At 66.8% G+C, this 20,365-nt stretch carries 20 protein-coding genes; 14 read left to right on the top strand and 6 right to left on the bottom strand.

Annotation, left to right across the window (positions count from 1 at the left end; all coding sequences use genetic code 11):
• Positions 1 to 87 precede the first annotated feature (87 nt).
• The gene (locus tag ACQP2D_RS14695) at positions 88 to 909 is read left to right on the top strand and encodes an acyl-CoA thioesterase (RefSeq protein WP_433684249.1); all 822 of its coding nucleotides are present in this window, start codon (positions 88 to 90) and stop codon (positions 907 to 909) included.
• Positions 910 to 1,022: 113 nt separating this feature from the next.
• Here the strand turns inward: ACQP2D_RS14695 and ACQP2D_RS14700 are convergent, their stop codons facing one another.
• Positions 1,023 to 2,738, bottom strand: a complete 1,716-nt coding sequence (locus ACQP2D_RS14700) for an APC family permease (RefSeq protein WP_433684250.1) — start codon at positions 2,736 to 2,738, stop codon at positions 1,023 to 1,025.
• A gap of 195 nt (positions 2,739 to 2,933) precedes the next feature.
• On the opposite strand from ACQP2D_RS14700, the gene pdxT reads away from it, so the two are divergent.
• The gene (gene pdxT / locus ACQP2D_RS14705) at positions 2,934 to 3,584 is read left to right on the top strand and encodes a pyridoxal 5'-phosphate synthase glutaminase subunit PdxT (RefSeq protein ID WP_433684251.1); all 651 of its coding nucleotides are present in this window, start codon (positions 2,934 to 2,936) and stop codon (positions 3,582 to 3,584) included.
• 113 nt (positions 3,585 to 3,697) lie between these two features.
• Positions 3,698 to 4,453, top strand: a complete 756-nt coding sequence (locus ACQP2D_RS14710) for a YebC/PmpR family DNA-binding transcriptional regulator (RefSeq protein WP_433684252.1) — start codon at positions 3,698 to 3,700, stop codon at positions 4,451 to 4,453.
• 167 nt (positions 4,454 to 4,620) lie between these two features.
• Here the strand turns inward: ACQP2D_RS14710 and ACQP2D_RS14715 are convergent, their stop codons facing one another.
• Entirely contained in the window at positions 4,621 to 4,827 is a 207-nt protein-coding gene (locus ACQP2D_RS14715; protein ID WP_354950689.1) for a DUF5988 family protein, read from the bottom strand.
• A 203-nt stretch (positions 4,828 to 5,030) separates the two neighbouring features.
• On the opposite strand from ACQP2D_RS14715, the gene ACQP2D_RS14720 reads away from it, so the two are divergent.
• Complete coding sequence (locus ACQP2D_RS14720; RefSeq protein ID WP_433684253.1) at positions 5,031 to 5,282, top strand: hypothetical protein; 252 nt, start codon at positions 5,031 to 5,033, stop codon at positions 5,280 to 5,282.
• A gap of 10 nt (positions 5,283 to 5,292) precedes the next feature.
• Here the strand turns inward: ACQP2D_RS14720 and ACQP2D_RS14725 are convergent, their stop codons facing one another.
• Positions 5,293 to 6,315, bottom strand: a complete 1,023-nt coding sequence (locus ACQP2D_RS14725; RefSeq protein ID WP_433684254.1) for an NADP-dependent oxidoreductase — start codon at positions 6,313 to 6,315, stop codon at positions 5,293 to 5,295.
• Between ACQP2D_RS14725 and ACQP2D_RS14730 the strand changes: the two genes are divergently transcribed.
• A complete protein-coding gene (locus tag ACQP2D_RS14730; protein WP_433684255.1) occupies positions 6,314 to 7,303 on the top strand; it encodes a GlxA family transcriptional regulator in 990 nt (329 codons plus the stop codon). The two genes, ACQP2D_RS14725 and ACQP2D_RS14730, sit on opposite strands and share 2 nt — an antisense overlap.
• Before the next feature lie 34 nt (positions 7,304 to 7,337).
• Here ACQP2D_RS14730 and ACQP2D_RS14735 read toward each other — a convergent pair whose 3' ends face one another.
• Positions 7,338 to 8,804 (bottom strand): alpha/beta hydrolase, encoded by a 1,467-nt coding sequence (locus ACQP2D_RS14735; RefSeq protein WP_433684256.1) that lies wholly within the window; start codon positions 8,802 to 8,804, stop codon positions 7,338 to 7,340.
• Positions 8,805 to 9,004: 200 nt separating this feature from the next.
• Here ACQP2D_RS14735 and ACQP2D_RS14740 point away from each other — a divergent pair, with 200 nt between their 5' ends.
• The 4 genes from ACQP2D_RS14740 to ruvB all read left to right on the top strand — a co-directional run bounded on the left by ACQP2D_RS14740 (position 9,005) and on the right by ruvB (position 11,858).
• The gene (locus ACQP2D_RS14740; RefSeq protein ID WP_433684257.1) at positions 9,005 to 9,490 is read left to right on the top strand and encodes an MmpS family transport accessory protein; all 486 of its coding nucleotides are present in this window, start codon (positions 9,005 to 9,007) and stop codon (positions 9,488 to 9,490) included.
• Between the two features lie 107 nt (positions 9,491 to 9,597).
• Positions 9,598 to 10,167 (top strand): crossover junction endodeoxyribonuclease RuvC, encoded by a 570-nt coding sequence (gene ruvC / locus ACQP2D_RS14745; RefSeq protein ID WP_433684258.1) that lies wholly within the window; start codon positions 9,598 to 9,600, stop codon positions 10,165 to 10,167.
• A complete protein-coding gene (gene ruvA, locus ACQP2D_RS14750) occupies positions 10,164 to 10,769 on the top strand; it encodes a Holliday junction branch migration protein RuvA (protein ID WP_433684259.1) in 606 nt (201 codons plus the stop codon). The genes ruvC and ruvA overlap by 4 nt, the downstream gene beginning before the upstream one ends.
• A 6-nt stretch (positions 10,770 to 10,775) precedes the next feature.
• On the top strand, positions 10,776 to 11,858 hold the full coding sequence (gene ruvB, locus ACQP2D_RS14755; RefSeq protein WP_433684260.1) for a Holliday junction branch migration DNA helicase RuvB: 1,083 nt from the start codon (positions 10,776 to 10,778) through the stop codon (positions 11,856 to 11,858).
• A gap of 10 nt (positions 11,859 to 11,868) precedes the next feature.
• On the opposite strand, the gene ACQP2D_RS14760 is transcribed toward ruvB, so the two are convergent.
• Together ACQP2D_RS14760 and ACQP2D_RS14765 are read right to left on the bottom strand one after the other, a co-directional pair.
• The gene (locus ACQP2D_RS14760; RefSeq protein WP_433684261.1) at positions 11,869 to 12,444 is read right to left on the bottom strand and encodes a DivIVA domain-containing protein; all 576 of its coding nucleotides are present in this window, start codon (positions 12,442 to 12,444) and stop codon (positions 11,869 to 11,871) included.
• A gap of 164 nt (positions 12,445 to 12,608) precedes the next feature.
• The gene (locus ACQP2D_RS14765) at positions 12,609 to 13,259 is read right to left on the bottom strand and encodes a TetR/AcrR family transcriptional regulator (protein WP_433684262.1); all 651 of its coding nucleotides are present in this window, start codon (positions 13,257 to 13,259) and stop codon (positions 12,609 to 12,611) included.
• A gap of 98 nt (positions 13,260 to 13,357) precedes the next feature.
• Here ACQP2D_RS14765 and ACQP2D_RS14770 point away from each other — a divergent pair, with 98 nt between their 5' ends.
• The 5 genes from ACQP2D_RS14770 to ACQP2D_RS14790 all read left to right on the top strand — a co-directional run bounded on the left by ACQP2D_RS14770 (position 13,358) and on the right by ACQP2D_RS14790 (position 20,328).
• On the top strand, positions 13,358 to 14,848 hold the full coding sequence (locus ACQP2D_RS14770) for a flavin-containing monooxygenase (protein WP_433684263.1): 1,491 nt from the start codon (positions 13,358 to 13,360) through the stop codon (positions 14,846 to 14,848).
• A gap of 259 nt (positions 14,849 to 15,107) precedes the next feature.
• Positions 15,108 to 15,470 (top strand): preprotein translocase subunit YajC, encoded by a 363-nt coding sequence (gene yajC, locus ACQP2D_RS14775; protein ID WP_433684264.1) that lies wholly within the window; start codon positions 15,108 to 15,110, stop codon positions 15,468 to 15,470.
• Positions 15,471 to 15,587: 117 nt separating this feature from the next.
• On the top strand, positions 15,588 to 17,339 hold the full coding sequence (secD, locus tag ACQP2D_RS14780; RefSeq protein ID WP_433684265.1) for a protein translocase subunit SecD: 1,752 nt from the start codon (positions 15,588 to 15,590) through the stop codon (positions 17,337 to 17,339).
• Positions 17,336 to 18,586, top strand: coding sequence for a protein translocase subunit SecF (gene secF / locus ACQP2D_RS14785; RefSeq protein WP_433684266.1), 1,251 nt, complete (start codon positions 17,336 to 17,338; stop codon positions 18,584 to 18,586). The genes secD and secF overlap by 4 nt, the downstream gene beginning before the upstream one ends.
• A 26-nt stretch (positions 18,587 to 18,612) precedes the next feature.
• On the top strand, positions 18,613 to 20,328 hold the full coding sequence (locus ACQP2D_RS14790) for an ABC transporter substrate-binding protein (RefSeq protein ID WP_433684267.1): 1,716 nt from the start codon (positions 18,613 to 18,615) through the stop codon (positions 20,326 to 20,328).
• Positions 20,329 to 20,365: the final 37 nt, after the last annotated feature.

Consider the following 20,365-nt stretch of genomic DNA (forward strand, 5'->3'; position numbering starts at 1 on the left):
ATTCTGGGCGGCGGTTGCGGCCGTTGCCGATGGATCACGGGCCAGCCGAGCGGAGCCCGCGTCGGCGGGCCGGATAATGTCAGCCGCATGGCGACAATCGAAGAGGCGCTGGAGATAGAGCGGCTCGAGCGGGATATCTTCCGTGGCGCGTCCACCAAGACCCAGCTCCCGCGCACATTCGGCGGCCAGGTTGCCGGTCAGGCGCTGGTAGCGGCGGTACGGACGGTGGAGCCGCGGTTCCAGGTGCATTCGCTGCACGGGTACTTCCTGCGTCCGGGCAATCCGGAAGAGCGGACCGTGTATCTGGTGGAGCGGATCCGAGACGGCCGGTCCTTCTGTACCCGCCGGGTAACCGGCGTACAGGACGGCGCCGCGATCTTCACCATGTCGGCCTCGTTCCACCTCGGCGACGCGGGTCCCGAACATCAGGATGTGATGCCACAGGTGCAGGCGCCGGATGAGCTGCCGGATGCCAGCACCACGATGAGTCCGGAACGGCTCTGGGCGATGCGCGAGTGGGAACACTGGGATATCCGCACCGTGCCCCAGGATGTGGTGGCCCGCCGTGACGGCGTGGTCTCCCAGCAGCAGGTGTGGTTCCGCTACCGGCATCCGCTGCCCGACGACCCGGTCGTACACGTCTGCACCCTCGCCTACATGAGCGATATGACCCTGCTCGGCTCCTCCAAGGTCATCCACCCCGACGAGCCGACCCAGAACGCATCCCTCGACCACGCCATGTGGTTCCTGCGCCCGTTCCGCGCCGATGACTGGCTGCTCTATGACCAGTCCTCCCCGTCCGCGGGCTTCGGCCGTGCACTGACCGGCGGCAAGATCTTCAACCGTCAGGGCGAGTTGGTCGCGGCGGTTGTCCAAGAGGGCCTTATCCGCACCTTGCGCGAGGACTGAGCGTCAGGAGGGTCGAAAATCGCCCACTGACCCATCCCGGTGACCCAGCGTCCGCGGTGGTGCGAGGGTGGCCGCCGCGCACCCCGCGAACTACCGGTGAGCCCTCGTGAGGTTCATGCCACCTGGACGCGTAGGTGGCAGACCACGGTGTCGGTCATTCGGCGGAGTTCGCGTTCGAGTTCATCGCTGCGGTGGCTGGGCAGCACGCGGTCCCAGCCGGTGGGCGGATCGATCTCGGCGATGACGACGACCTTGCGCCGTCCGTGGAAGTTCTCGCGGACGTAGCGTGCGACGGGGCCGCCGACGGTGGCGTCGCTGTCCTCGAGCAGCACCAGTCCGACCTCGGGATGCCAGGCCTCCCACGCCTTGGCGAATGCCCGCACCGATTCGCCGGGCAGGCAGACATGGACGGCGACAACGTCTTTGCCGATGGACATGGCGGCCGAGAGTGCCTCGCGGCTCAATTCCGAGACCTCGGAGATCGGCACCACGATCGCCGTACCGGTGGCCCGGGGCTGGTCCGGAATCGTGCCGTTGCGGCGGCAGCCGCCGATCTTGGTGTAGGCCCCACGTACGCGTTCCATGCCGAGCACCAGCGCGGGCAGCACCAACACGATCAACCAGGCGCCCTCGGTGAATTTCATGGCGGTGGTGACGATCGCGGCGACGAAAGTGAGCCCCGCACCGAAACCGTTGAGTGCGATCCGCCAGCGCCAGCCCTCGCCGCGGTCCTGCCACCAGTGGCGGACCATACCGGTCTGGGCGATGGTGAACCCGACGAAGACGCCGATCGCGAACAGCGGGACGAGCGCATTCATATTTCCGCGCGCCGCGATCAACAGCACGCCCGAGGTCACGCCGAGTGCCAGGACACCGTAGCGGTACACCTGACGCGGTGAACTGACCGCGAATCGGTGCGGTAGGCAGTTGTCGTCGGCCAGGATCCGGGTGAGTGTCGGCAGTCCGCCGTATGACGTGTTGGCGGCCAGCGCGAGCAGTACGACGGTCGCGAATTGCACAACGTAGTAACCGATCCCGTGGCCGAGGGCGGCCTCGGTCAGCTGGGAGAGCACCGTCGTGCCGTCGATCGGCTGCAACGAGAACTTCTTGATGAGCACCGCCAGCCCGATCAGCATGACGCCGAGCAGCGCGCCGAGCGCCACCTCGGCCCGCTGTGCGCGTTTGATCTTCGGTTCGGCGAAGCTGGGCACCGCGTTCGCGATCGCTTCGACGCCGGTAAGCGCCGCGCAGCCGCTGGAGAATGCCTTGAGCAGCAAGAGCACACCGACGGTGTGGATATCGCTGACGGCCGCGGCTCCGGTGGTGACGCTGGCCGGTTCCGAGCGCAGCAGACCGCCGATGAGCACTGCGAAGATGCCCGCGACGAAGATGATGGTCGGAATCATGAAGGCGCGTGCGCTTTCTCGGATGCCGAGCATATTCAGCGCGGTGATCCCGACCAGGATGGCCGGGCAGATCCACACCGTGTACGCGTGCAGCGCCGGGAAGGCCGAGGTCAGCGCCGCCACCCCCGCGGCGATCGAGACCGCGACATTGAGGATGTAGTCGACGATCAGCGAGGCCGCGGCGACGAGGCTGGTGCGCCGGCCCAGGTGTCGCTTGGCCACCGCGTACGCAGCGCCGCCGTCGGGGAAGGCCGCGATCACCTGCCGATAAGAGGCGACCAGTACCGCCAGCAGTGCGGCGATCGCGAGGGTGACCGGCAAGGTCATGCCGAGTCCGGTGCCACCGGCCGTGGCCAGTACCAGCACGATGGCTTCCGGCCCGTAGGAGACCGATGCCATGGCATCGAGGGACAGTCCGGCCAAACCGGTCGACACCGTCAGCCCGCGGTGCGTCGAGACTCTATTCGCTTCTCCACGGGGCGCAGACGCCTTGCGTGGCAACACGGCAATCACATCTGTGAGTGTCGACCGATTTCCGCCCGATGAACCCGCTCTTGATGCAACGTTGACGGTCACCGTGAGCAGGACCACAGCACCCTCGCCTCGTAAGCTCGTGGCGTGAACGCATCGGTCGCCTCGCCCGTTCCTGGCGCGCAGCAATCTCCCACCCGGCCCACCATCGGCGTGCTCGCGCTGCAGGGTGACGTGCGCGAACATGTCGCGGCGCTGGCGCAATGCGGTGCCGAACCGGTGTTGGTGCGGCGTGCGTCGGAGCTGGCCGCGGTGGACGCGCTGGTGCTGCCGGGCGGCGAATCGACCGCCATCAGCAAGCTGCTCGAAGTCTTCGAACTCCTCGAACCGCTGCGTGCGCGGCTGCGGGAGGGTATGCCCGCCTTCGGATCCTGCGCCGGGATGATCCTGCTCGCCTCCGAGGTGCTCGACACCCGCCCCGATGCCCAACATCTGTCCGGTATCGATATGACGGTGCGCCGCAACGCTTTCGGCCGCCAGGTCGATTCGTTCGAGACCGATCTGGACTTCGCGGGCCTGAACGGCGGTCCGATGCGCGCGGTCTTCATCAGGGCGCCGTGGGTGGAGCGCGCTGGCGCGGAGGTCGAGGTATTGGCCACCGTCCCGAGCGGCCCGTTCGCCGGTCGCATCGTCGCCGTGCGGCAGGGCAGGGTGGTCGCGACGTCGTTCCATCCGGAAGTCACCGGTGATCTGCGGGTGCACAAGATGTTCGTCGATCTGGTCCGTAACGCCCAGTAGTCGCCCTCGGAAAGTCGTCGCGACCGGACGAGTAGGCTGAGAGAGTTGTCTACCCGGCCGGTGCGGGTACCGTGCGCACGATCAGACGTGCTGTCGACTGGAGGAAGTAGGGAATGAGCGGCCACTCCAAATGGGCCACCACCAAGCACAAGAAGGCGGGGATCGACGCGAAGCGCGGCAAGCTCTTCGCCAAGTTGATCAAGAACATCGAGGTGGCGGCACGCACTGGTGGCAGTGACCCGGCGGGCAATCCGACGCTGTACGACGCCATCCAGAAGGCGAAGAAGTCGTCGGTTCCGAACGACAACATCGAGCGTGCCCGCAAGCGCGGTGGCGGCGAAGAGGCGGGTGGCGCCGACTGGCAGACCATCATGTACGAGGGCTATGGCCCCAATGGTGTCGCGGTGCTGATCGAATGCCTCACCGACAACCGCAACCGCGCCGCGGGCGAGGTGCGTGTCGCGATGACCCGCAATGGCGGGAATATGGCCGACCCGGGCTCGGTCTCCTACCTGTTCCACCGCAAGGGCGTCGTGACCCTCGACAAGAACGGCCTCTCCGAGGACGACGTGCTGATGGCGGTGCTCGACGCGGGTGCCGAGGAGGTCAATGACCTCGGGGAATCCTTCGAGATCATCAGCGAACCGTCGGATCTGATCCCGGTGCGCAAGGCGCTGCAGGACGCCGGAATCGATTACGACTCCGCCGAATCCGGCTTCCAGCCGTCGGTATCGGTTGCGGTCGATCTCGACGGCGCGCGCAAGGTGTTCAAGCTGGTCGACGCGCTCGAGGACAGCGACGACGTGCAGAACGTCTACACCAATGTCGATATCCCCGACGAGGTCGGCGCTCAGCTCGAAGAGGACTGAGTCGAGCCCATCGGGCAATTCGGGGCGGTTCGCACAGCTGCGGACCGCCCCGACTGCGTCCACGGGTCGGCCCGTCCCGGCGGACGGCGCGAACCGGGCGGTGAGTGGGGTGCGCGGGCCGGAGGCGAGGGCGCAGTACTACGCCGCCGCGCCTGGTCGAACCTCGTCTATTCCGCGATTCTGGTGCGGTCGGACCACTCGTACACCGGAAGCCGCCCCTCGGGGGTATCGGCTTCCCGGTTGGTGACCTTGAAGTGCTCGTATCCGCCGCGGAATTCGACTTTGAGCTCGACGCCGGGTGGCGTGATCGGAACGATGCGCGCTGGCAAGTCTTTCGGCCCACCTTCGAGGACAGCCTTCACAACATTGCTCATCCTTCGGATGGTAGATCTCCGATGTGATGCATGCCACAAACGCGGCCGCACAACCAGCGTGGTCGCAGCCGACCATGTCAGCAACGTAACGATTTCGGCTCAATTGTTGATATCGGATTCGAGTGCCGCGACAACCGTCGCGGCGACCCGATCAGGCTCCAGAACACCGAGAACTTGTCCCGCCCGGAAAGAGACCAACCTTGATGAGTCGATCCCTTGCCGACGAGCGTCCCGGCCATTCGACCGACCTGAATGTCACCCTCGCCCCGCTCGCGGTCGCGGCGGGACTGATCCTGCTCATTGCCGCGTTCGCGACGGTGAACCTGATGCCCGGCTGGGCCGACGACTACGGCGCAAGCCTGGTGTACTTCGCGATCTTTCTCTACGTGGCGATTGCCGGGCGCTTGACCCGGTGGGGTGCCGACATTCTGATCGGCGCGGCGAAGAAGCGCTGACCGGGCCGGATCACGGCACCGTGAGGACCAATTTGCCGACGGTGCGGCCGGTTTCGCCCAGTGCGTGCGCCTTCGCGGCCTCCGCGAGTGGAAAGACTCCGGCGACGGTAGGACGCAGCGTCCCGGATTCGGCGAGCCGGGCGAGTGCGGTCATCCCGGCGTGGTCGTGCTCCACCAGCATGCGCACCGCCCGGACTCCCGATCGCTGTGCCTCGGCGGTCAATGCGGTGGGACCGAATGCGCGCAGGGAGACGAGCAGACCGCCGGGGCGGAGTGTGCGCAGCGACCGCACGCTGTTCTCGTCATCGATGGAATCGAGTACGACATCGACGTCGCGGACCGCATCGGCGAAATCGGTTGTGCGGTAATCGATCGTCTCGTCCACGCCGAGCTCACGCAGGAATGCGTGGTTGGCTGCGCTCGCGGTGCCGATCACGTGAGCGCCCCGGGCCTTGGCGATCTGGACTGCGAAGTGTCCGACACCACCGGCGGCAGCGTGGATCAGGATGCGCTGTCCGGCTTGGAGTTTCGCGGTGTCGACGAGGGCCTGCCAGGCGGTGAGGGCGGCCAGCGGGACCGCGGCGGCCTGAATGTGGTCCAGGTTCAATGGTTTCGGTGCGAAGGCGCGGGCGGGACCGACAACGTATTCGGCGCACGCGCCGTGGCCGTTGGGGTAGGGGAGCATGCCGAAGATCTCGTCGCCCGGTTCGAACAGGGTGACCCCGATACCGGTCCGCACCACTTCACCCGATACATCCCAGCCCAGGACGAAGGGCGGCTCGTCGAGGAACAGTCCCGCGACGCCGCGATGGCGCCAATCGGTCGGATTGAGCCCAGCGGCCCGCACCCGAACCAGGATCTCGCCGGGACCGGGCGTCGGAATCGGCAGTTCGATCTCGGTCAGGACCTCGGGGCCGCCGATCGTATCCTGACCGATCGCGTGCATGGTGGTGTCGTTCATGTCCTTCAGCCTGCCGAGGACGGCGACGCCGGGAAATGGCACGATTGCCAATATTCGATACGATCGTGCCATGATCGGACCTTCGGATGCGCGGCGGCATCGTGTGGTCGTGCTCGCGCTGGACGGGGTGTATCCGTTCGAACTCGGCATTCCGAGCCGGGTATTCGGCACCGCCGCGGAGCACTACGAGGTGAGCACCTGTTCGGTCGACGGCGCACCCGTGCCGAGCCGATCCGATTTCGCCATTGCCGTCCAGCACGACAGCCGGGCGCTGGCAACCGCTGACACCGTGGTGATTCCGGCCTGCGATATCGAAATGACCCTCGGTGGCACGCTACCGCCGCCGCTGATGCAGGCATTCGCGCGGATCCGGCCGGGCACACGCATCGTCTCGATCTGCACCGGGGCGTTCGTGACGGCCGCGGCCGGACTGCTCGACGGTCGTCCCGCGACGACGCATTGGAATGTGGCCGACCAGTTCCGGCGCACCTTCCCTCGGGTTCGCCTCGATACCGATGTCCTGTACGTCGATGACGATGACCTGCTCACCTCGGCGGGGGCGGCGGCCGGTATCGATCTGTGCCTGCATCTGGTGCGCCGCGATCACGGCAGTGCGGTCGCCAATTCGGTGGCGCGGCGCTGTGTCGTGCCGCCGTGGCGCGACGGCGGCCAGGCTCAGTACATCGAACAGCCGGTGCCTCCGTCGACCTCGGCGGGCACCGCTGCCGCCCGCCACTGGGCCCTCGAGAACCTCCAATTGCCCTTGACCATGGACGATCTCGCGGTGCGGGCCCGAATGAGCAAGCGCACCTTCGCCCGTCGCTTCCGTGACGAGGTCGGCATGAGCCCGGGCCGCTGGCTCATCCAGCAGCGCGTCTTCCGTGCCCGTCAACTCCTCGAGTCGACCGACCTGACCGTCGACCGCATAGCGGGTGAGGTCGGCTTCGCGACCGGTAGTTCACTGCGTCAGCACCTACACGATTCGATCGGCGTCGCACCGCTGGCGTATCGCCGGACCTTTCGTTCCGAGTCGATACCGCCAGCGGAGTCGCTGGGCTGAGCCGCGGCCCGACTGATCAGCCGCGCAATCGGTTTCAGGTCGCGTCCGGCACCGGAAGTCCGACCCGTGCGACTATCCAGGGAAACGACGAGGTGAAGGCGGCCGCGGCGAACTGCCAGGTGTGGCCGCCCTGGGTGGTGTGGATGGTGCAGTCGATGCCGACCTCATGTCCCGCGGCACACAGCTTTTCGGCCGCGCCGACCTCGCCGGTGTCGACAACGCCGTCGTGGCCGCCGAAGCCGACGGTGTCGTCGTCGACCGCCGCGGACTGGCGTGCACCATGGGATCCCGGACCGGATTTGGGTGGGGTGAGATCGTCGAACAAACCGGCCATATCGGTATACGGGCCGTGCTCGGCCATGACGGTGATCGGGTCGAAGGCGGCCCAGCGGTCGGCGTCACCACCGAAAAGGCGTTTGATCGTCTGCTCTTTGGTGCCCGAGGTCGGACCGAGATCGCCCGCGATATCGACGAAAGTGCGCACCAGCTCGGGGTGCATGACGGCCAGGTCGACCGCGCAGGTGCCGCCCATCGACCAGCCGACCACGGCCCAGTTCGCCGGATCCGCCGACGCGCCGAAGCGAGATTCGAGGTAGCCGGGCACATCTCGGGTCAGGTGGTCGGCGGCATCGCCGCGCGGACCGTTGACGCATTCGGTGTCGTTATTGAAACTGCCGCTGGAATCGACGAAGACCAGGATGGGGGCGCGGCCGCCATTGGCGGCGGTGAACTTGTCTACCTCGGGCATGATCTGGCCGCTGCGAATCCAGTCCGCGGGGGTATTGAACTCACCACCGATCATCATGACCACCGGCAGGGTCGGCGGCGTCGGACCGGCGAACCAGGCCGGTGGCAGGTACACGTATTCGGTGCGATGCGGAAATCCGCTGCCCGCGTCGGGAATTCGTACCGGCACGATCTTGCCGGTGGTGACGTTCGTATTGCGCAGTGCGGAAAGGGCGTCGATATCGGTCTGGTTCGGCAGCGGTCCCGCGGTGAGCGCATTCCACGCCGACTGCACGGTGGGGTAGTAGCCGACCCACTGATTGAGCACGATGCCGGTGCTCAGCAGTGCCAGGGGTACGGCGAGGATCGAGACGCCGCGCCGCCACCAGCGCGCACTGCGCCAGCCGAGCGCGGCGACGGCGATCGCCGCGACCGCGGCGCCGGCACAGGCCCACAACTCGATCGGCGCCGGATCCGATGCCAACCCCTCATCGTTCACATACGCCCACGCGGCCACCGCACCCGCCACACCGAGCGCCGCGCACACCGGCAGCAGCACCAGCCGCCAGCGCCGGGTCCGCCAGCCGATGGCCAGGATCAGCAGGGCGACCGCGACCAACTCGACGGTCAGCGGTAACCAGCCGTGCAGTAGCGAAATCCCGTGGTGGGAGCCGTACTGATAGCTCGGATTCAGATTCGCCGACGGCAGCCGTGGCGGCGGTGGCGGTGTCACGGGGGTCGCGGGCGCGGCGAGCAGGGCACGGACTACGGGCACCTACGGCATTGTCGAGACCATTCCTCGAGAAACCCTGTGAATCCGCTCCAGCAAAACTGTGGCTCGGTGCCGACCCGGTGCGCTTTACTGAAACGCCGCTGGCTTCCGGGGCGATTTAGGTGCACAGGTGAGGCGGAGTCCGAACGGCCTTGTCCGGTAAGGTCCTATCGCTGGTTGTGCAGGATTCAGGAGGGGTGCACGTGACCTATCAACCACCACCGCAGTACCCGGGTTATCCCGGGCAGGGGTATCCGGGTTACCCGGGCTATCCGCCGCAGCCGCCCAAGGGGAAGCCGGTGTGGCCGTGGGTATTGGGCGGTGTCTTTCTGGCGATCGTGCTCACCGTCGGCGGGTGCGTCGCGGTATTCGGATCCATCGCCTATCGGATCGACAAGGAGTCGAAGAAGGAAGTCGCGGTGACCTATGAGGTCTCCGGCACCGGCACCGCCGATATCACCTTCACCAGCGGCGATTTCGACAGCTCCAACGCCAACGACGCGCCGCTGCCCTGGACCAAGGCCGTGACCCTCACCGGATTCGTTCGCTCGGGCCGGGTGTCGGCGACTGTCAGCGGGTCGAGCGGCGGCACGGTGAGTTGTCGGATCCTGCGCGACGGCAAGGTGGTCGTCGAGGATTCCGATTCGGGGTCGTACGCGTACGTCAGCTGCTACCACACCTTCGACTGAATCGGTCCCGACGCCGAATCCCGGACGGGCGCCGTGTCGTTGGTGAACGGCGTCGCGCGGTCCACTAGACTCTCGAACAGTTGTTCGTGTCTTCGAGAGGGGATCGTGTGCGGGTGATGGGCGTCGACCCCGGGCTCACCCGGTGCGGCCTCAGCATGGTCGAGGGCGGGCTGGGGCGGAAGGTGACGGCGCTCGACGTCGATGTGGTGCGCACCCCCGCGGACATGGATCTCGCACACCGGCTCATGGGCGTCGCCGATGTCGCCGAACACTGGATGGACACGCACAAACCCGATGCGGTCGCGATCGAGCGGGTGTTCGCGCAGCACAATGTGCGTACCGCGATGGGCACCGCGCAGGCGGGCGGGGTGATCGCGCTGGCGGCCGCGCGGCGCGGCATACCCGTCGCCTTCCATACCCCGAGCGAGGTGAAGGCCGCCGTCACCGGCAATGGCACTGCGGACAAGGCTCAGGTGACCGCGATGGTGACGCGTATCCTCGGCCTGCAGGTCGCGCCGAAACCGGCGGATGCGGCCGATGCGCTGGCCCTGGCGATCTGTCATTGTTGGCGGGCGCCGCTGATGGCGCGGATGGCCGAGGCCGAGGCGCGCGCCGCCGAGGCACAGCGGCGGTACACCCAGCGGCTTGCCGAACAACGGAAGGTGGTGCGCCCGTGATCGCGTCGGTACGCGGTGAGGTGCTCGAGATCGCGCTCGATCATGTGGTGCTCGAGGCGGCGGGCGTCGGCTACCGACTCAATGTCACCCCGGCGACGCTGTCGACGCTGACCCGGGGCGAGGAATCCCGGCTGTTCACCGCGATGATCGTGCGCGAGGACTCGATGACGCTGTACGGATTCGCCGATACCGAATCCCGTGACCTGTTCGGTCTTCTGCAGACCGTCTCCGGTGTCGGTCCGCGGCTGGCCATGGCGGTGCTCGCGGTGCTCGAGCCCGAGGCGCTGCGCAAGGCGCTCGCGGAGAGCAATGTCGCGGCGCTGACCCGGGTGCCCGGCATCGGTAAGCGCGGCGCCGAGCGCATGGTGGTCGAGTTGCGGGACAAGGTGAATCTCGTTCCGGTGCAGGCGGGTCCGCCGGGTACCGCGCCGACACCGGTGCTCACGCCGGTGCGCGAGCAGGTTGTGGAGGCATTGATCGGGCTCGGCTTTCCCGCCAAACAGGCGGAACCGGCGGTCGATGCCGTACTCGCCGAACAGCCCGCCGCCGACACCTCGGCCGCATTGCGCGCCGCACTCGGCTCGCTCGCCAAGAACCGGTAAACCGTCATGGACTACGACGACACCGAATCCGAATCCCAGGTCACCGCAGGCTATCTCAAATCCGACGGGGAGATCGAGGCCAACCTGCGCCCGAAATCCCTCGACGATTTCATCGGCCAGCCCCGCGTGCGCGAACAGTTGACGCTGGTGCTGCGCGGTGCCAAACAGCGTGGCGGCACTCCGGACCACGTGCTGCTGTCCGGCCCGCCCGGCCTCGGCAAGACCAGTATGGCGATGATCATCGCCGCGGAACTCGGTACGGCCCTGCGCATCACCTCGGGTCCGGCGTTGGAGCGCGCGGGCGATCTCGCTGCCATGCTGAGCAACCTGGTCGAGGGCGATGTGCTGTTCATCGATGAGATCCACCGGATCGCCCGGCCCGCCGAGGAAATGCTCTATCTCGCGATGGAGGACTTCCGCGTCGACGTGGTCGTCGGCAAGGGCCCTGGGGCAACCTCGATTCCGCTCGATATCGCGCCTTTCACCCTGGTCGGTGCGACCACCCGCTCAGGTGCGCTCACCGGTCCGCTGCGTGACCGCTTCGGCTTCACCGGCCATATGGACTTCTACGATCCCGAAGAGCTCCTGCGCATCCTGCAGCGCTCGGCCCATATCCTCGGCGTCACCATCGATCGCGACGCAGCCGCCGAAATCGCCGGACGCTCCCGCGGCACCCCGCGCATCGCCAACCGCCTGCTGCGTCGCGTCCGCGACTATGCCGAGGTTCGCGCCGACGGCCTGATCACCCGTCCCATCGCCCAAGCGGCGTTGGAGGTCTACGACGTCGACGTGCTGGGTTTGGACCGCTTGGACCGCGCCGTCCTGGGCGCCCTGGTCCGCAGTTTCGGCGGTGGGCCCGTTGGGGTTTCGACGCTGGCCGTCGCCGTCGGCGAGGAGGCCGCCACGGTCGAAGAGGTCTGCGAACCCTTTCTCGTGCGCGCGGGCATGGTGGCGCGCACTCCCCGCGGTCGTGTCGCAACGGCCGCCGCCTGGGAGCATCTCGGCCTCGTACCGCCCCCGGACCTGGTCTTCGGCTCCATCGAGGTCCGCGGCCGCGAACCCCATCCCACCCTCGACCTCTTCGAATGACCCACCGGCACTAGCGGTGGTTGGCTCCGTTTTCCAGGGCGGTGACGACCAGGTCGAGGAAGGCGTCGACCTCTTCGCGGGTGTAGCCGCGGGTGCCGAGACGGGCCTCGGTGAAGCGGACCGCGCGGACATCGATGACGGTGAGGCTGCCGGGGCCCCCGTGTGCCAGGGTGGCGGCGACCAAGTCCAGGAACGCGTCCACCTCATCGGTGTCGTAGCCGCGGCGGCCGACCGCGGCCTGGGTGAACTGCATGTGGTGCACATCGTCGGGAGTGAGCAGGGCGGGGCCGGAGCCATTGCCGCCCGCGGGGACCGGGCGGCTGCCGCGCTGGCGGAATTCCAGTTCGATGCGGATCCGGTCGAGGAATTCGTCGACCTGGTCGGCCTGGTAGCCGCGGCCGCCGAAGCGGGGGGCGTCGAAGGCGACGTGCCGGATATCGTCGGCGGTCAGCACACCCTGCCCATCGAGCGTCGCGGAGACGAGTTCGAGGAAGGCGTCGACCTCATCGGCGTGATAGCCGCGGTGTCCCATCGGCGGCATGGCGAAATGGATGCGGCTCACGTCTTCGGGGGTCACTCGCGACATTGTGTCAGGGGCGGTGCCCTGCTCTGGTCGAATACGCATTTTTCGAACTCGGCGGTCTCTACCGAACACGTGCTGCCCCCGTTGGCCACAGTCGATCTGGCTACACCCTAGCGCTGATCGCCGCGGCGAACCGGTGGAGATTTGTCGGTTTCGCCGGAGCCGATTCAGTCCTTGCGCACACCGTCGATGAGCAGTCGCCGGATCGCCTCGTTCAGTTCGTTGACCGCGGTTTCGTCCGGATTGCGCAGCCCCTGCACGATGCCCGCGATGAGCATGCCGGTAACGGCCTTGGCGGTGTTCTTGGTGTCGAGGTCGGCCCGCAGGTAGCCCAGCTCGACACCGTGCGAGAGGTAACCGGCGGTGAGCGCGTCGGCCATATCGAGCAGCCCGTAGAGCCGGGTGGTGAGTTCGTCATCGATACCGGTGGCGTGGAACAGCAGCAGCTGGGCGACCCGGCGGTCGGCCACCAGGATCCGGGTGAGCGCGGCGCCGATGCGATCGATCTGGGCGCGGTATTCGTCAAGGGAGGTGGCGGCGTCGGGCGCGTTATCGGTGCCGAGCGCGTCGATGATCCGCGCGGCCAGATCGTCGATGACCACGTCGATGATCTCGCGTTTGTTGCTGAAGTACCGGTAGAACGTGCCGTGCCCGATGCCCAGCTCGTTGGCGATATCGGCGATGCCGGTGGCGTGATAGCCCTTTTCGGCGAAGCAGATGAACGCGGTGTCGATGATCTCCTGGCGCAGCTCGGCCTTGCGTCGCTGGATCGCATTACCGGCCGCCGGTCGGGGCGCACGCGTGGATGGCTTCGTCACGCACCCGATGATACTGTGTTCACAAACGGAATGAGATGTCATTCTGTGAGAGACGGTTCCTACATTCCCGTTGGAATGTAATTAGCAGGAGGTTCGACGTGGCGCCTCAGTACGACGCGGTCGTGGTCGGTGCGGGATTCGGCGGTATGGGTGCGGGTATCGAGCTCGACCGGCTCGGTCTGAGCAATTTCGTGATCCTGGAGCGCGAGGACGACCTCGGCGGCACCTGGCACGTCAACCACTACCCGGGGCTCGCCGTCGATATCGCCTCGGTGACCTACTCGTATTCCTTTGAGCCCAACCCGTATTGGACGCGGCTGTTCGCACCGGGCAAGGAGCTCAAGAAGTACGCCGAGCACGTCGCGGACAAATACGGCCTGCGTCGTCGGATGCGCTTCGGCACGGTGGTGGACGGTGCCCGCTGGGATGAGGAGCACCAGCACTGGGCCGTATCCATCACCGGTGGTGAAACCGTTACCGGCCGTTACCTTTTGACCGCGACCGGGTTCCTGTCCCAGCCCTACACCCCGCCGTTTCCGGGCATCGAGTCCTTCGCGGGCAAGATCATCCACACCACCGCATGGGAGGACGATTTCGACCTCACCGGTCGCAAGGCCGCCGTTATCGGCACCGGCGCAACCGCAGTGCAGTTGGTGCCGGAGGCGGCGAAGAAGACCAAGGAACTCACCGTCTTCCAGCGCACGCCGATCTGGGTGGTGCCCAAGATTGATACCGCGATTCCCGCGCCGGTGCAGCAGTTGTTCGCCCGCGTGCCCGCCACCCAGAAGGCCGCGCGGCTGGTCAACACCAGTCTGCTCGAGGCGCTGATGGTGCTCGGCGTGTTGCACTTCAAGCAAGCCAAGCCGCTGAACAAGGCCGCGGGCGTGCTGGCCAAGGCGCATCTTCGCGCGCAGGTGCGCGATAGGGAGACGCGCAAGCAGCTCACCCCGCACTACGACTTCGGCTGCAAGCGCCCTACGTTCTCCAACGCCTACTTCAAGGCATTCAACCAGCCCAATGTCCGGCTGGAGACCAACTCGATCGATCACATCGAGCCCGACGGCATTGTCACCGCCGACGGCCACAAGACCGAGATCGACACGCTGATCCTGGCCACCGGCTTCAACCTGTGGGATGTGAACTTCCCGGCCATCGAGATCATCGGCCGCGAGGGCGTCGACCTCGGAAAGTTCTGGCGCGACAACCGTTTCCAGGCCTATGAGGGCATCACGGTGCCGAAGTTCCCGAACTTCCTCAGCCTCAACAGTCCGTACTCCTACAGCGGCCTGTCGTACTTCACCACCATTGAGGCCCAGATGAAGCATATGGGCCGCCTGTTGAAGGAGACCTTCCGTCGCGGCGAGACCACCTTCGAGGTGACCGAGCAGGCCAACCGGCACTTCCTGGATCGGGTCACCGACAAGCTGGGTTCCTCGGTCTTCTACGGCGGTGACTGCTCGAGCGCGCGCAGCTACTACTTCAATCAGCACGGCGAGGCCGCCCTGCTGCGCCCGACCAGCACCATCAACGCACACCGCGAAGCGGTCGCCTTCCCGCTCGATGACTACCGCTACGGCAAGATCGCTTAGAACGCCCTGTTGCGCAGCCCCGCGACCACCCACCACGGTCGCGGGGTTCGCTCGTTACCTGCGGCAATGCGGGCGGCGTCGACCAGTGCGGTGGCGTGGAATACCTGGGCCGATCGGTCCGCGGACCGTCCCCTGATGCCGCCTGGAGCGGCGTTCTGGGACGTCAGGGGGTGTGCCGGTGTGGTGGCGACGACGCGAACTGGCAGACTGTTGGATGTACTTGTCCATCCCACCCACAGACTAGGGACTGACTTCGACGATGGAACTTCTGTTTCCGCTCCTGCTGGTAGCCCTGCTCGTGCCCATGTTCCTCGGTGTGCGCCGCCAGAAGCGCGAGGCCGAGAAGGTCACCTCCATGCAGGAAAGCCTGAAGGTCGGCGATCAGGTAACCACCACGTCGGGGCTCTACGGCACCGTGGTCGATATCGATGACGACACCGTCGATCTCGAAATCGCCGAGGATGTCATCACCACCTGGCTGCGTCAGGCCATCCGCGATGTGCGCACCACCGACGAGACCACGGATGAGACCGTGGCCGATGAGATCGCGGCCGATGAGATCGAGGCCGGTCCCGTCGAGGAGTCCGCGCAGCAGACCGAGACCCGGCTGACCAAGGACTGACCCGGTTCCAGCGGTGCACCCGCGTGCTGACGGACCGCCGCGGGCGGTCCGTCCGGGTGCCCGGCTGTGCGTGCCCGCCTGTTCCACCCTCGACTTCCGCCTAGGAGATGACGAACTGTGCCACCTTCCCAGGGATCGGCGCATCCGCTCCGGTTGCTCGGCGTCTACGCCGTCCTGCTGGCCGTGATCTATGCGCTGGTGTTCTTCGCCGGTGACCATTCCCCGACCGCCAAGCTGGGCATCGACCTACAGGGTGGGACCCGGGTCACGTTGACCGCCCGCACCCCCGACGGCAGCAAGCCGAGCCAGGACAGCCTGCGCCGGGCGCAGTCGATCATCGAGAACCGTGTCAACGGCCTCGGTGTCTCGGGTTCCGAGGTCGTCATCGATGGCGACAACCTGGTGATCACGGTTCCGGGTGACGACGGTGGCCAGGCCAAGGCGCTGGCGACCACCGCCAAGCTCTACATCCGTCCGGTGCTGCAGGCCGTACCAGCGGTCGGCGGCAAGGGCACGCCGCAGGCCTCCGGCACCGCCGGGGCGACTCCGGGCACCACGCCGGACACCACGCAGCTGAACCCGGACGGGACGCTGCCGACCCAGTCCGCGCCGACCACCCAGTCCGCGCCCAGCACCGGGGTGGCGCCGACCACCGAGTCCGCACCCGCAGCCGAGTCGACCCCGCAGCCGCGCGTCTTCCCGGCACAGGCCCCGACCTCGCCCCCGGCCCCGCCCGGCGGGCTGACGCCGCAGGAGCAGGCGAAGAAGGAGATCGCGGACGCCAAGGCGACCCGACAGAGCACCGATCCCACGGTGCAGCAGGCCGCGATGGCCGCGATGGACTGCAGCAAGGCCGACCCGCTCGCGGGTAACGACGATCCGAATCTGCCGCTGGTCGCTTGCGCCACCGACGGCAAGGAGATCTTCCTGCTCGACAAGAGCCGCATCGACGGCCAGGAGATCAAGAACGCCACCTCGGGACTGAACCAGCAGCAGGCCCGCCACGAGGTGAACCTCGAGTTCAAATCCGGTGGTAGTGATGCCTGGGCGACGCTGACCGGCGAATACATCAACAAGCGGGTCGCGTTCGTACTCGACTCGAAGGTGGTCAGCGCGCCGGTCGTGCAGTCGGGTCCGCAGCAGGGTGGTCGCACCACCATCTCCGGCAGCTTCACCGCGGCCAGCGCCAAGGAGCTCGCGAACACCCTGAAGTACGGTTCGCTGCCGCTGTCGTTCCAGACCTCGGAGGCCGAAACGGTATCGGCGACGTTGGGTCTGTCCTCGCTGCGCGCCGGTCTGCTCGCCGGTGCGATCGGTCTCGCGGTGGTGCTGCTGTACTGCCTGGCCTACTATCGGATGCTCGGCTTCCTCGCCGGATTCTCGCTGGTCGCCTCCGGTGTCGCGGTGTACGGCATCATCGTGCTGCTCGGCCGGTGGATCGGATTCACCCTCGATCTGGCCGGTATCGCCGGTCTGATCATCGGTATCGGTCTGACCGCCGACTCCTTCGTGGTGTTCTTCGAACGCATCAAGGACGAAATGCGTGAGGGTCGCAGCTTCCGCTCGGCGGTGCCGCGCGGTTGGCAGCGGGCCCAGCGCACCAACCTGTCCGGCAAGACCGTCAGCCTGATCGCCTCGGTCGTGCTCTACATTCTGGCCGCCGGTCAGGTGAAGGGCTTCGCGTTCACCCTCGGTGTCACCACCGTCCTCGACGTGATCGTGCTCTACCTGGTGACCGCGCCGCTGATGATGCTGGCGTCGCGCTCGCCGTTCTGGGCCAAACCGTCGGTCAACGGGCTCGGCGCGATTCAGGAAGTGGCCAGGGAACGCAGGGCTGGCGAGGCTCTGGTGAAGGAGACGTCACGATGAGGACAGCATCGCGCAGCGATTCCGTTGGGGGCGGTCGGGAGACGGATGACCGTTACTCGACGGTGGAGCCGCTCGCCGACGAGATGAACGAATACGATGCCGCGCCGAAGCACAGCGTCTTCGAGCGCCTCTACACCGGCACCGGCGGTTTCAAGATCGTCAGTCGGCGGCGCTTCTACTACGCGCTGACCGCGGCCTTCGTGCTGATCTCGTTGCTGAGCATCGGAATTCGCGGATTCACCCTCGGCATCGACTTCGCGGGCGGCTCACGCATCCAGTTGCCCGCGGCAGGGACCGCGACCACGCAGAAGGTCGAGGACGTCTACTCCCAGACCATCGGCCACGCCCCGGTGACGGTGCAGAAGGTGGGGTCCGGTTCGGCGGAGACCATCCAGGTTCGCTCGGATACGCTGAGCGCCGCCCAGACCGACGCGCTGCAGACCGCGCTGTTCAATGCCTTCCAACCGAAGGACAAGGACGGCAACGTTTCTCGCAACGCGATCAGTGTCGCGGAGATCAGCGAGACCTGGGGTAGCCAGATCACCAAGAAGGCCGTGATCGCGCTGGTGGTGTTCATCGCGCTGACCATGGTCTACATCGCCATCCGGTTCGAACGGGATATGTCGGTCGCGGCGATCGCCTCGCTGTTCTTCAACATGATCGTCACCGCGGGTATCTACTCGCTGGTCGGCTTCGAGGTGACCCCTGCCGCGGTAATCGGTCTGCTGACCATCCTCGGCTATGTGCTCTACGACAATGTCGTCGTCTTCGACAAGGTCGAGGAGAACACCCGCGGTGTGGTGAATACGTCCCGGCGCACCTATGCCGAACAGGCGAACCTCGCGGCGAACCAGACTCTGATGCGTTCGATCAACACCACCGTCATCGGCATTCTGCCGATCGTCGGCATGCTGGTGATCGCGGTGTGGCTGCTCGGCGTCGGCACGCTGAAGGATCTGGCGCTGGTGCAGCTGGTCGGCATGATCGTCGGTGCGTACTCGTCGATCTTCTTCGCGGTGCCGCTGCTGGTATCGATCAAGGAGCGGTGGGGTCCGGTCGCGGCGCACACCAAGAAGGTGCTCAACAAGCGCGCCGGGCTGGCGTCGGCGCGGGCGGGAGCCGAGGCGGAGCGGCGCGCGGTCGCGGCGACCGGCCGGGAACTGGGCGCTCGCCCCGTGCGTGAACCCGGGCAGGCCCCGCGTCCCGGCGCTCGGCCGAGCGGAAAGCGGAACAAGCGCAGGCACTGACAGCCGACGGCAGGGGTTTTTCCTTGATGAAGCAGTCGCTAGCGGCACGTCTGATCGGAGCGGTGGCTGCGGGCACCGTGGCCGCCACGGTGGTGGTCGGGTGCTCGAGCCAGAACCAGGTGCCCTCCATCGGCTATGCCGTCGACGCGGTGATCGCCAGTTACAACGGGGGGACCGCGCTCGGCGCGAGCAGCGGTTCGGACGCGGTGTTCGCGCGCGTGCTGACCGGGTTCTTCTACACCGGCCCCGACGGCCAGCAGGTCGCCGATACCGATGTGGGTACCGCGAAAGAGGTGCCGGGCGAGGCACAGACGGTGCAGTACCGGCTCAACGCGGACGGTGTGTACTCCGACGGCGTGCCGACCTCATGTGACGATCTGGTGCTGGCCTGGGCCGCGCGCAGCGGCCGATACACCAAGCCCGGTGACCGCGGCCAGGTTCCGCTCTTCGATGCCGCGAGCACCGCCGGATACGCCGATATCGAGCGGGTGGATTGCCAGCCCGGCTCCAAGGACGCCACCGTGGTGTTCCGCGGGGACCGGCACTACCTGTCCTGGCGCAATCTGTTCGCCGCGGGGGAGTTGATGCCCGCGCATGTGGCGGCGCGGGTGGCGAATGTGCCGAATGTCGTGACGGCCGTGCAGTCCGGTGACCAGGCCGCATTGCAGCGGATCGCCGACTTCTGGAACAACGGGTGGACCATCGGCGCGGACAAGCTGGATCAGAGCCGGTTCCCGTCGTCGGGGCCGTATCGGATCGATTCCTACTCCGCCGAGGACGGGCTGGTCCTGGTCGCCAACGAGCGCTGGTGGGGCAATAAGCCCGAGACCGGGCGGATCGTGGTGTACCCGAAGACCGCCGATCTGAAGTCGAAGGTCGGCGACAATGCGGTCGGGGTCGTCGATATCGGTGCCGGATCGGTGAAGGACATCAATCTGGACGGGTTCTCGGTGCGGACCGTACCGGGGCGCGGTGCCGAGCAGTTGGTGCTCGGGACCGGCGGCGTCTTCGGTTCGGCCGACGCGCGGCGGGCCTTCGCCCTGTGCGTGCCGCGGCAGGCGCTGTTCGACAAGCTCGGCAAGGCCAAGGACGCGCCGAAGAGCGGGCTCGGCACCGGGGTGCTGAATTCTCGCATCACACAGCAGGATTCGCTGTACTACCCGGCGGTCATCGGTGCGGCCGACAAATATCAGGGCGCGAATGTATCCGGCGCCACCGCGGCCGTCGCGGCCGCGGGTGCGCCGAATCCGACCATCCGGATCGGGTATCGGAAGCCGGACGAGCGTCGCACCCAAACCGTGCAGATGATCGCGGATGCCTGTAAGCCGGCGGGTATCAGTGTGGTGGACGCCGGATCCGCCGATTTCGCACCGCCCCAGCTCACCGAGGGCAAAGTCGACGCCGTCCTCGGTAGCACCGCATCGGCGCCGGGTCCGGCCGGATCCGAGACCGGTGTGGCCGCGACCAGCGCGTTGCGCACCGGTAGCGGGCTCAATTTCGGTCGCTTCGGTAATGGCCGCTACGATTCGATCACCGATCAGCTTGCGGGCGACGACAACTCGACCACAACGCTGAATCTGCGCACCGAGGCCGAGAACCTGTTGTGGGCGGAGATGCCGAGCATTCCGTTGTTCGCCACACCCCGCACCATCGCGTTCGGTGACGGTCTGCGCAACGGCATAGCCGGGCCCACCCAGGCGGGAACCGGCTGGAATATGGACCGTTGGGTGTTGCGGCGGTGACAGGTGTTGGTGGGTGAGTGACCATGGAGAGGTGTCG

Origin of the sequence: Nocardia sp. CA-119907 (assembly GCF_050955995.1) — a bacterium.
Lineage (GTDB): Bacteria > Actinomycetota > Actinomycetes > Mycobacteriales > Mycobacteriaceae > Nocardia.